Source organism: Chryseobacterium sp. UF-290, assembly GCF_058245615.1.
The window spans coordinates 15,275-27,329 of the sequence record NZ_JBSICB010000026.1; the positions used below are offsets into that span (position 1 = coordinate 15,275).

Genomic DNA, 12,055 nt, shown 5'->3' on the forward strand with positions numbered 1-12,055 from the left:
TCCCGGAATGGTACATTATAATGAAGGAGATGGGCTGAACAGTGCCTATACCTACGGGCTGAGCCAGGATGAGGATGGATTCATCTATGTAGGAAGCGACAATGGCTTTTTCAGGTTCGACGGTACGGAATTCAAGCAGTTTGGGAGCAAAAACGGGTTGAAAAACATTGAAATCCTGTATTTTTCTCCAATTCCCGGTGGTGGAATGTTTATCATTTCCTTTCTGAACGATTTCTCTTATCTGAAAAAAGGAAAGATCATCAATTCGGATCATAATCCTGGATTAAAAAAAATAAAATTCACCTATGCTTCAACCGGTTATATCCATGGGAAAACCCTCTATCTGTATGAAGGCGATACTCCCCAAAACATCACAGTTTACAAAAATGAAAAGATCAGTACAATACCGCTTTCGTACAGCAATAATGCTTCAGATCGTTATTATGCTTTCGGACTGAACATGGATAACGGGCTTCTTTATCTCTCTCATAAAAACAAAAATAAGAACATTGAAGCATACAATATTTTTACTCAAAAGAAGACCCTGTGCAACATTTCAGTTAAAGAAAACTCAACAATAATAAGAAAAGGAGATTTCTTTATTATTAACAGCAGAAACCGGATTGATGTGTACAAGATCCACCATCAATTTTATTTCAAAAAGATCCATTCTTACACCACTCAGGAAAATATACACCGCCTGGCCATTGACAAAAATTCACGGATCTGGGCTTGTCTGGAAAATGGGGGTGCCCTGTACTTCGGAAATCCTTTCATGGAAGAAAACGGGTTATCAGATCCTGTCAGATTGATGAACGGCTATATCATCCACGATGTACTGACAGATAAGGACAACAATCTTTGGTTTTCTACCCGGAACAACGGTCTTTTCTTTATTTCAGACCTGTTTTTCAGAAACTATATTCATTTGCCTGTTAAAAATAATTCATCCTACATCACCGCTATTGCCAAAAACAGAAACCGGATTTACCTGGGCTATAATGAGGCAAAAGGAGGAATGTATCATAACGGAGCTATCAAAGACTTCGTACTGGAGGGAAACTCCAAAATGGAAAACAAAGCTATTTTTTCCGAAGACAATACCATCATCTTCGGACTCACCAAAGATCCGGTTCTGTATAACACGGTGACAGGGAAAAAACATATCCTGCAGAGAAATTCTCTTAAAAACATTGTGCCTTACATCCCCGGGTCTGCGCTCTTATGTACTCTGGAAGGTCTTATTGCTTATGATTACCATACAGGAGTTTACAAAAAGCTTCTCACAGATGACCGGATTTATACAGCGCTGCCCTACGCCAGAGACAGTATCTTTGCAGGAACATTCAAAGACCTGTATAAGCTGAACACCGTTACACGGAAGAAAAAACTATTCCTGGAAGGGTATTATTTCACAGATATAAAAAAGCTCAGCCATAACCTCTATGCAGGAGCTACCAATCTTAACGGGATCATCCTGTTCAATAATTCAGGGATCATCAAAAAAATTTCTGAAAACAATGGTCTTTCAACAAGACAGATAAAAAAAATAGAAATAGAGAACGAGAAAGTATTCTGGGCAGCTACAAACTATGGGCTCAGCAGAATAGAGATCAGCGGTGACGCATTAAAGATCAACAATTTTACCCGTATGGACGGTCTTCCATCCAATGTTGTAGCGGGTTGCATTATTTCCGGAGACACCATCTATGCAGGAACCTCAAAAGGTTTGGGAATTCTTTCTGTTAAAAGTCTGCTCAGCCAGCAGAAAGCCATTCATAAAAAAGTGATCATTAATTCTGTAAAGATCGGAAATAAGATTTTTTTTGACCCCGATACCCCGTTAGAAGGTAAGACTCCCGATAACAGCCTGACCTTTAATGTCAGTTTTCCGGATTTTGCTTCGGAGGGAAAAATAAGCTATCAATACATGGTCGAAGGGCTGAGCGAAGGATGGCAGACCGGCAGTTCACCGAATATTACTTTCAATTCTATCCCACCGGGAAATTATACTTTTAAAGTTTTCGGGCTGGGCTATAACGGAAGAAAGTCTTATGTTTCTACTGATCTGGGTTTTGAGATCAAACCTGCATTCTGGCAGACCTGGTGGTTCAAATTCCTGTTGCTCTTCATTGGAGCTTCCGTGCTATCTATCCTGATCATATTTTACTTCCAGAAAAAAAGAAATAAAAAACTGGAAACCCTGTATTATGAGAAGAAGATTGCCGAGCTGGAACTTCAGGCCATCAAAGCGCAGATCAATCCACATTTTATCTATAACTGCCTAAACTCTATACATTTTCTTCTCTATAAAAAAGATTATGAAGAAGCAGAGAATTACCTTGATACCTTTTCCCGGATGATCCGGAAAACCCTGCATTATTCTGAAAAAACCTTCATGCCAATAAAAGAAGAAGCGGAATATCTGTCATTGTACCTGAATATGGAAAAGCTGCGCCTGAAAGATCTTTTTGATTATAAGATCATCATTTCTGAAAATGTCAATGAAAACTGGACTGTTCCTTCACTGCTGATCCAGCCTTTCGTAGAGAATGCCATAAAACATGGTGTCGCGAATCTTCAGGACAGAAAAGGATACATCGAAGTACTGGTTCAGCATACCGGAAATGCTCTCTGTATTATCGTTGAAGATAATGGTACTGGCATTGGGAAAAAGCGTCATTCCAAAGAGGATTCTTTCGGTGTAAAATTATCTGAAAAGAGAATTGAAACATTCAGGCAGCTTTTTGAGACTAATATCATATTAGAAATAACCGATCTTCAGGAGAAAGAAAAAAGACCGGGAACCCAGATCAAACTTTATATAACCCCCTATGAAAACCAAAATACAAGCCTGCATCATTGATGATGAGCAAGACGGAAGAGATTACATCTCCCTCCTGCTGGAGAATGAATTTCCAGAAATCCAGAATGTACACCAGGCAGCCAGTGTAGAGGAAGCCTATATTTATCTTTCCAGGAATTCACCTGACATTCTGTTTCTGGATATTCAGCTGAAGGACGGCACAGCATTCGATCTTCTTTCAAAGTTCAGAGAGGTTGATTCCAGGATTATTTTCATCACTGCTTTCGAGAATTTTGCGATACAGGCCATTAAGAACGGGGCTGCCGATTACCTGTTGAAACCTATTAAAAAGATGGATTTTATTATTGCAGTCAACAAAGTTCTGGACACCATCAGAAAAAATAAAAATACGGCAATTCTTCAGAACAATAAGATCAGTCTTCCGACGCTTCAGGGATTCAGGCTTACAGACATCAACGACATTATTCGCTGTGAAGCAGATTCCAGCTATACCACATTTTATCTTACAGATAAGACCAAGATCATTGTTTCCAAAACCCTTCACGAGTTTGAGGAACAGCTTTCAAAATACAGTTTTTTCAGAATCCACCATAAGCACCTGATCAATCTGTCTCACCTTAAAGAATATATCAAGGGAAAAGGTGGCCAGGTAGTCATGGCAGACCATTCTGTATTGGATGTTTCTGTTCGCAAAAAGATTGACTTCCTGCATAGGATAGATGATCTGGATTAAAAAAAGGGGTTTTTTGTATAGTCTTAATCTTTGTCTCAGCCTAATTTTTATTCCTGCCGCTTCAAATCTTTTAAATATTTCATTAAATTCGGACAAACAAAAAATTTTCCGCATGATACAGCTTCCTTTGTCTAAACTTTCCAATGTAGGAACTACTATTTTCAGCCAGATGACCCAACTTGCCAATGAGAATGAGGCCATCAATCTTTCGCAGGGATTTCCGGACTTTATGCCGGATGAGGAACTGCTGAACCACGTAGATCATTTTATTAAAAAAGGATTTAACCAATATGCTCCGTTAGGGGGAATGATCAGCCTGAAGGAAGAGATCGCAAGGAAAATTGAAAGCAGCCATCAGGCTGTTTACCATCCGGATTCGGAAATTACGGTAACTGCAGGAGGTACCCAGGCCATATTTACGGCTATTGCCGCTTTTGTAAAAAAAGATGATGAGGTCATTATTTTTGAACCTGCTTATGATTGCTATGAACCCACTGTGGAACTTTTCGGGGGTATTGTAAGACGTTTTGAAATGAAAGCTCCGGATTATGAAATCGACTGGAAGGCTGTAAAAAACCTTGTGACCGGAAATACCAAAATGATCATTCTCAATAATCCGAACAATCCGTCAGGAAGGATCCTGAAAGAAGAAGATATACAGGAGCTTATTCAATTGGTAAAAGGAACTTCCATCCTTATCTTAAGTGATGAGGTATATGAAAATATTGTTTTTGACGGGAAAAAGCATTTAAGCATCTGTAAATATCCTGAGCTTAAAGAGAGAAGCCTTTTGGTAGCTTCTTTCGGAAAGCTCTTCCATGTCACAGGCTGGAAAGTCGGTTACTGCGCCGCACCCAAAAACTTAACGGATGAATTCAGAAAGGTACATCAGTTTAATGTCTTCTGCGTCAACACTCCCATTCAGCTCGCCCTGGCCGAATACATGAAAAATGATTCACATTATACGCATCTGAACCAGTTTTTCCAGGAAAAAAGAGATTTTCTGAGAAACGGACTATCAGGAACCTCTTTTGAGCTGCTGGATTGTGAAGGAACTTATTTTCAGGCTGTAAAATATGATAAGATCTCAGATAAAAATGATTTTGATTTCGCTACAGAACTGACGGTCGGTCATAAAGTGGCTAGTGTCCCTTTCTCTTCATTTTACAAGAACAAGCTGAATGAAAATGTGATCAGGCTGTGTTTTGCCAAGAAGCAGGAAACATTGGAGCGAGCGATCGAAAACCTTTCAAAAATTTAAGGCTTTAAGATTAGGGTTTATTCTTAATATAGCTCCTATCTATAAGGTCTCTTTGCAGGATAAATCCCATCAGTAATTAAAACTATAATATATGGGCCCGGGCTGTGCGGAACCTGAATGCCAGCTTCCGATTCCTGTTGATCCTATTGATTAAACCGAAAAATAAAAAGAACCAACCGGATAGATTCCAGTGGTTCTTTTTAGTTTAATAGGCAACAGAGTCGTTTTTATGAATCTGAGCAATTATAAAAACATGCCTCCGGAAACTTCGATCCTCTGGCCATTGATCCAGCCCGCATCTTTGGTACACAGGAAAGCGACTACTCCACCTATATCATCCGGCAGCCCAACTCTTCCTAAAGCTGTAGCCCCTGCCACCATTGCATTGATCTCTTCATTATCCCTTACTTTTCCACCTCCAAAATCAGTTTCCACAGCTCCCGGAGCAATAACATTGGCTTTGATTCTTCTTGGCCCCAGTTCTTTCGCCATATATTTTGTGAGCATTTCCACCCCAGCCTTTATAGATCCGTATACCGATGATCCCGGCGTTGTAAATCTGGCTAAACCTGAAGATACATTGATGATCCCTCCTCCATCATTGATGAAAGGCAGCAATTTTTGGGTCAGGAAGAAAACGCCTTTGAAATGGATGTCTACCACATCATCAAGCTGCTCTTCAGTCACTTCCGTAATGGGTGAATAGAGAGCTGTTCCGGCATTATTGACAAGGTAATCAATCTCAGGGCTTCCGGTATTTTTCAACACGTGTTCTGTCACTTCTTTTACAAAAGCATCAAAACTTTTAATATCCTTTGTATCTAACTGAAAAGCAACAGCGTTTCTTCCCATAGCTTTGATTTCACTTACTACTGCCTCCGCTTCTTCTTTGTTGCTTCGGTAAGTAATAATTACATCTAATCCTTTTTGAGCGATTTTAAGGGCTGCATTCTTTCCCAAACCACGGCTTCCTCCGGTTACCAGTGCAATATTTGTTTTTGTATTCATTTTTGTTTTGATTTAATGATACAAAATTGGTACATTTTCCTGGTGATCTGTTTGCCCGAATCAATCTGAAATTTGCAAAATTCAAATCACGATCGAAATTCTAAAGGAGTAAAGGAGGTTTTCCTTTTGAAGAAGTTTGAAAAATGGGCTATTTCCTCAAAGCCCAAAGCGTAAGATATTTCAGAAACGTTCCATTTCGTTTGTTTTAAAAGTATTTTTGCTTCCTGAACAACACGGTCTGAGATAAGTTCTGTGGTGGTTTTTCCCGTACTTTCTTTTAATCTTTTGTTTAAATAATTGACATGAACGGCTAATCTTTCGGCATAGTCCTTTGCTGTTTTCAGCTGCAGCCGCTGTTCCCATGATTCAATAGGAAACTGCCTCTCCAGCAATTCTATAAACAAAGAAACTACTCTCATGGAAGCATCGTTCGAAGTGGAGATTTTAGTTGCAGGCTGCAGCTTCTGCCCATAATGGATCAGCTCCAGTACATAATTCCGGATCAGGTCATATTTAAAGATATAATCTGAATCGATCTCTTTTTTTATTTTATTAAAAAGCGTCTCTATTTCATCTGCCAACTCTTCATCAATTTCAAATACAGGAACTCCTCCCGGCTGAAAAATAGGAAGATTGGCAAGACTGGTATAGGATTTATCTTTAGGAAAAAAATCTTCTGTAAATACACAAAAGCTACCAGACTGCTCAGAGTCTTCAGGAATCCAGTGATAAGGTACTTTTGGAGTGGCAAACAACAGGGCATTCTTTTTTATCGAAATTATCTTATCTGCATATTCAGCTCTGTTCCTTCCTCTGATAAAGCTTATCTTATAATACTTTCTCCTGTTATAGGGCATCTCGGAAGTCGCTTTTGATTTTTCTATAGTCTGTGCAATATCGAACACATTGAAATGTCCGATATCTTTATGAAGACCTTTCGGGAAAATACTTTCGAGATCTTTACCCAGTTTGGCCGCCATCTCTCTGTAGAAATCTTCAAGTGAAGCATGGGCCATCTTTTCCATAGCAGATGATTTGTAAAATTCAAATATACAAAGTTGTTCCTTAATAAAAACAAAATAATTTTCTATTTTTTTTCTAACTTAAGTGATATATTATGATTATTTTGCAATATATTAGTAAAAACTAAACCATTAAAAATCAAAAAAATGAAAAATCAAAACCTAAACAAAGGAAAAAAACTTAGCAAAAAAGAATTAAAAACCATTGCCGGTGGAAAGAAGATCTGCTCTTATAATGGCGGATGCGTTCAGATTCATCCTACCTGTGCAGAGTTGGAATGCCGCCCCGGAGCTACAGAGATATGTCTGAATCCTGCCGGCCCGGACACCTGTCTGAAGATCTCTTTAACCTGTGAAGAGTTTATGTGCAGGCCGCAGATAGAATTTTAATCACATGATAAACTAAAATCGCTTCCTTATGGGAAGCGATTTTTTATGCAGATCATATCATAGCTATTGTATTTAAAAATCGCTCAAGAATGCAAAAAACGCTCCCAAATACATGGAAGCGTTTTTCTATTACAAACTAACTTTAATATTTTTCTTTTATACGTTGAATCTGAAGTGCATGATGTCGCCATCCTGAACTACATATTCTTTACCTTCTACAGAAAGTTTTCCGGCTTCTTTTACCTTTACTTCTGAGCCGTAATTGATATAATCATTATACTTGATCACCTCAGCACGGATAAATCCTTTTTCGAAATCCGTGTGGATCACACCTGCTGCCTGTGGAGCTGTCCATCCCTGTCCGATAGTCCATGCTCTTACTTCTTTTACTCCGGCAGTAAAGTAGGTTTGAAGCTTTAACAGGTCATACGCTTTTCTGATCAGACGGTTAACTCCCGGTTCTGTAAGACCCAGCTCATCAAGAAAAATTTCTCTTTCTTCGAAAGTTTCCAACTCGTTGATATCAGCCTCGATCTGAGCGGCCAAAACAACAACCTCAGCCCCTTCATTTTTAGCCATCTCCTCAATCTTTCCAATCCACTCATTTCCGTTTTTGATAGAATTTTCATTTACATTACAAACGTAAAGTACCGGTTTGTTTGTCAGTAACTGCACTTCGCTGATAATGGATCTCGTAAGATCATCTACTGCAAATTCTCTTGCATTTTTTCCATCTTCAAGGAATTTTTGCAGGTTTTGAAGTGTTTCATAGGTAAGGATGTCTTCCTTCTTCCCTGATTTGATGAATTTTTTAGCTTTTTCAACTGCTTTTCCTACTGTTTCAAGGTCTTTCAGCTGTAGCTCGATATCAATAATTTCTTTATCTCTTAGCGGATCTACCGAACCTTCAACGTGAACAATGTTTCCGTTATCAAAACATCTTAAAACATGGATGATCGCCTCACACTCACGGATATTCGCCAGGAACTGGTTCCCCAATCCCTCTCCTTTGCTGGCTCCTTTTACAAGACCTGCAATATCAACGATTTCAACTACAGCCGGTAAAACTCTCTCAGGCTTTACGATTTTCTCCAGTTCAAACAATCTCTGATCCGGTACGGAAACCGTTCCAAGGTTCGGTTCAATCGTACAGAAAGGATAGTTGGCCGACTGGGCTTTTGCGTTGCTCAGACAGTTAAAAAGAGTTGATTTACCTACATTCGGCAGGCCTACGATTCCACATTTCATATTGTAAAATTCAAGTTTAAGGTTTAGGGTTTAAAGTTCAGTGTTTAAGGGATAAAGTTGTATTCCTTATGGTTGAACCTTGAACTTTCAGCGTGCAAAGATAGTGATTTTTAGAAGAGTTTCATAATAAAAAAATCTGTCAGCATTCTGACAGATTTTTAAAAGGTTTTGTGTGACCTGATATATTTTTATGGATTGTCTCCGGTAGCATCCTGAGCCAGCGGAACATCATTAGGGGCTTCCTGCATGACCCTATCGAGTGTAAATAATGATTCGTCTGTAGCACGGTCACCACCCGCAATTTTTAATTTATCGATCAGGTTCTGAGCCAGTGTTTCTTCCTCGATCTGCTCCTGTACAAACCACTGCATAAAATTCCAGGTTGCCCAGTCTTTTTCTTCCAGAGACAGGTCTACAATTTTATAGATCGCCGTCGTATTGTCAACTTCATGCTTGAAAACACCATCAAAGCATGCAGATAAGGATTCCGGATCGGCCGGAGGAGCTGGGATAGCGTTTACTTTTGGTTTTCCACCCCTGTTTAAAATATATTCCATGAATTTGATCGAATGGTTTCTTTCTTCCTGGGCATGTCTGTACAGGAAATTGGCAATTCCCTGATAGCCTTTGTCATCCGCCCAGATTCCATACGACAGAAAAACGTGTGATGCATGAATTTCCTTGTTCATCTGGTCACTCAATACTTTTTCCATGTTCGTGGAAAGTCTGTTGGTATTCATAATGTTATATTTTGGTGATTATGGGATTCATCATGCAAAAATGGTTCCGATAAACTATACATTTTAAATAAAACCAGACAAAACGCATTTGTATTCAGTTGAATTTCAAAACTTTAAACTAATAATTTATAGTTATTCTAAAATATGATGCAAGGAAGAGGGAAGTTACTGAAGTCTGAAAAAACAGCTGAAGCTCAATTTTATTCATATTTTAAGGCATGCTTAATCAAATTTTACTCTAAGTTTATACAATACAACTTCCAGCTTCCCTCTTCCAGCTTCCTGACTTAACCCTTCGTTTTCTTATCCGAACTCAGACTATTTCAGCTTTTTAAACAAAATGGTCTGATCCAGGTTTTTTTCAAATTTCGCAACGATGATTGTCGCAGCTGTATTTCCTACTACATTGGTCAAAGCTCTGGCCTCACTCATAAAGCGGTCTATCCCCAAGATCAGAGCTACCGACTCTACCGGAACATGTCCTACAACAGGCAAAGTAGCCGCCAGCGTGACAAATCCGCTTCCTGTAACGCCTGCCGCCCCTTTGGAAGTAAGAAGAAGCACCAACAGCAGAGTGATCTCCTGCTGCAGTGTGAGATGCATATCCAAAGCCTGGGAAATGAATACGGCTGCCATGGTCAGATAAATGCACGTCCCGTCCAGATTAAAGGAATAGCCTGTAGGAATCACCAGTCCCACAACAGGTTTGGAACAGCCTGCCTGCTCAAGCTTCTGCATGATAGCCGGCAATACCGACTCGGAAGAAGATGTTCCCAATACAATGAACAGTTCCTCCTTTATGTATTTAAGAAGCTGAAAGATGCTGATCTTAGCATAGAAATAGAGAATCCCACCAATCACAAAGACAACAAAGAATATACAGGTAAGATAAAAACTCACCATAAGCAGTCCCAAAGAAGACAGGGATTCCCACCCATATTTACCGATTGTAAAGCCCATCGCACCCATAGCGCCCAACGGAGCCAGATACATGATCATTTTAATAATGGCAAACAGACCTTTCAGAAAAGATTGAAGCACATTAATAACGGGGGCTGCATTTTTCTCTCCTATTTTCGTAAGGGCAACCCCAAAAATTACAGCAAAAAAGAGCGCCTGAAGCAGGTTGTCGGAAGCTATTACATTTTCAGGAATAATATCCAGCAGCCATTCAACCGTACTTTTGGTATGTTCAGACTGTTTGATATAAGAAGAAACGGATGAACCGTCCAGACTTTCCGGTTTTATGTGCATTCCGTCGCCCGGTTTGATCCAGTTCACAAAAACAAGACCTATAAACAGGGCAATACTTGTCATGATTTCAAAATAAATGATGGAAGTAAGTCCTATTTTCCCTACTTTTTTGATGTCCTGCATGCCTGCAATCCCTATAACAATAGAGCTGAAGATCAGCGGAGCAATCACCATTTTGATCAGCTTGATAAACCCATCTCCCAAAGGTTTGAGCTTTACAGCTAAATCGGGGTAAAATATACCCAGTACAATTCCTGTCAGGATACCTATGATAACCTGAAAATATAAACTTTTTATGATTTTCATTGCTTAAAGATAAATGGCTGCCAAAAACAACCGTAAGAAGTCAATTTTAAAAAACGATCTGGAAAACAAGGTCAGCTCTTAGCTCATCAATATCTCCCTTATACTCCATTTTGGAAACGGCTGCCTGTATTTTTAGATTATTTCCTTTAATATATTTGGTCAGACCCAGGGTATATGCCGAAACATCCTTCATCACGGAATTTTCAAAATCTTTAAACTCCGGAGACATTCTGGAATAGCGAAGATCTGCTCCCCAGCCGTTTAGCGTAACATATCCCAACTGAACATTATATGCATTTCCCAATACCAGATACGAGCTGATTTGCTGCGGCTGCAACAGATCCGTAGCAGCAGGATTGGTATAAATTCCGTTCAGGCGTGTAGCATTCGTATTCGCATATTCTCCCAACAAAGAAAATCCCTGGTATTTAAGAAGAAGATCAGCATAAAACTTACGGTAATCCGGATATTTCAGCTTTTGTTCACTGTCATAGAGACTAAAATCTCCATGACCTTCTCCCACCTGGCTGCTCACTCCTTTATTATAGGATGCTGCCGCTCCTGCCGCTATTTTGAGGCTTGGCTCATGAAGCAAATCTGCAATCGCTTCTTCATTGCCTTTACTGAAAAAGCCCAGCGGATATAGATCCAGCCTTGCTCCGTATTTAAGGTCTCCCCGGTCCGTATCCCTCGAATTGCTTCCAAAAGAGTTCCTTCCGTCTCCTGAGGTCACAGCCAGCTGTGGAGCTAATCCGAAGCCTCCCACCAGGAATCTTCCATCCGCAAACAATCCGAATTCTCTTCCGGTATTGGTCAGTGAGGTGCTTAAAATGCTTCTCTCCGTAAACTGGAACTGGCTCTCATTGATATTCATCTCTTTATTATTCAGCGGAGTTCTTTTCTGTCCTGCCGTAATGGATATGGTTTCGGTAGGATGATACGCCAGCCATGCATCCAGCAAAGGTTGGCTCAGGCTAAAATCCGTCTGGATAAAGAAGCTTACCTTTTCTTTTACAGCTTTTCCACTTAGTGAAAAGTAAGCCCTCCGCACATTAAGCTCATTGGTTCCTTTCTTATTTGTCATTTTACTGTAACCGTATGACGGCTGCAGAAGCCCTCCCATATTAAACTGGTAGTTATTGTTTTCAAAGCTGAAATTGAGTCCGGAACCCAATTCAAAGTTCGCTGTATTCTCAGCTTTCTTTTTCTGTGCATCTACGGTGCAAAAGAAAATCAGAGCTATATAGATTGCTATTTTCTTCATTT

Annotated in this window: 10 protein-coding genes; 4 read left to right on the plus strand and 6 right to left on the minus strand. The window is 39.7% G+C overall.

Annotation, left to right across the window (positions count from 1 at the left end; genetic code table 11):
• Positions 1 to 7: 7 nt before the first annotated feature.
• The 3 genes from AC4IF5_RS20055 to AC4IF5_RS20065 all read left to right on the plus strand — a co-directional run bounded on the left by AC4IF5_RS20055 (position 8) and on the right by AC4IF5_RS20065 (position 4,821).
• A complete protein-coding gene (locus AC4IF5_RS20055) occupies positions 8 to 2,866 on the plus strand; it encodes a sensor histidine kinase (RefSeq protein WP_490737672.1) in 2,859 nt (952 codons plus the stop codon).
• Entirely contained in the window at positions 2,835 to 3,560 is a 726-nt protein-coding gene (locus tag AC4IF5_RS20060; protein WP_490737674.1) for a LytR/AlgR family response regulator transcription factor, read from the plus strand. Before AC4IF5_RS20055 ends, AC4IF5_RS20060 begins: the two co-directional genes overlap by 32 nt.
• Before the next feature lie 112 nt (positions 3,561 to 3,672).
• Complete coding sequence (locus AC4IF5_RS20065; RefSeq protein WP_490737676.1) at positions 3,673 to 4,821, plus strand: methionine aminotransferase; 1,149 nt, start codon at positions 3,673 to 3,675, stop codon at positions 4,819 to 4,821.
• 243 nt (positions 4,822 to 5,064) lie between these two features.
• On the opposite strand, the gene AC4IF5_RS20070 is transcribed toward AC4IF5_RS20065, so the two are convergent.
• Positions 5,065 to 5,829 carry an SDR family NAD(P)-dependent oxidoreductase gene (locus AC4IF5_RS20070; RefSeq protein ID WP_490737677.1) on the minus strand — a complete coding sequence of 255 codons (765 nt, stop codon included), beginning with the start codon at positions 5,827 to 5,829 and terminating at the stop codon, positions 5,065 to 5,067.
• A gap of 86 nt (positions 5,830 to 5,915) precedes the next feature.
• Positions 5,916 to 6,854 (minus strand): helix-turn-helix domain-containing protein, encoded by a 939-nt coding sequence (locus AC4IF5_RS20075; RefSeq protein WP_490737679.1) that lies wholly within the window; start codon positions 6,852 to 6,854, stop codon positions 5,916 to 5,918.
• A gap of 144 nt (positions 6,855 to 6,998) precedes the next feature.
• Between AC4IF5_RS20075 and AC4IF5_RS20080 the strand changes: the two genes are divergently transcribed.
• On the plus strand, positions 6,999 to 7,241 hold the full coding sequence (locus AC4IF5_RS20080) for a bacteriocin (protein ID WP_490737681.1): 243 nt from the start codon (positions 6,999 to 7,001) through the stop codon (positions 7,239 to 7,241).
• 156 nt (positions 7,242 to 7,397) lie between these two features.
• Here AC4IF5_RS20080 and ychF read toward each other — a convergent pair whose 3' ends face one another.
• From ychF to AC4IF5_RS20100, 4 genes are all read right to left on the minus strand, one after another.
• Entirely contained in the window at positions 7,398 to 8,489 is a 1,092-nt protein-coding gene (ychF, locus tag AC4IF5_RS20085) for a redox-regulated ATPase YchF (RefSeq protein WP_490737683.1), read from the minus strand.
• Between the two features lie 188 nt (positions 8,490 to 8,677).
• Positions 8,678 to 9,229, minus strand: a complete 552-nt coding sequence (locus AC4IF5_RS20090) for a ferritin (RefSeq protein WP_490737685.1) — start codon at positions 9,227 to 9,229, stop codon at positions 8,678 to 8,680.
• Between the two features lie 318 nt (positions 9,230 to 9,547).
• The gene (dctA, locus tag AC4IF5_RS20095; protein WP_490737686.1) at positions 9,548 to 10,789 is read right to left on the minus strand and encodes a C4-dicarboxylate transporter DctA; all 1,242 of its coding nucleotides are present in this window, start codon (positions 10,787 to 10,789) and stop codon (positions 9,548 to 9,550) included.
• Between the two features lie 46 nt (positions 10,790 to 10,835).
• Positions 10,836 to 12,053 carry a hypothetical protein gene (locus AC4IF5_RS20100; protein ID WP_490737688.1) on the minus strand — a complete coding sequence of 406 codons (1,218 nt, stop codon included), beginning with the start codon at positions 12,051 to 12,053 and terminating at the stop codon, positions 10,836 to 10,838.
• Positions 12,054 to 12,055 lie beyond the last annotated feature (2 nt).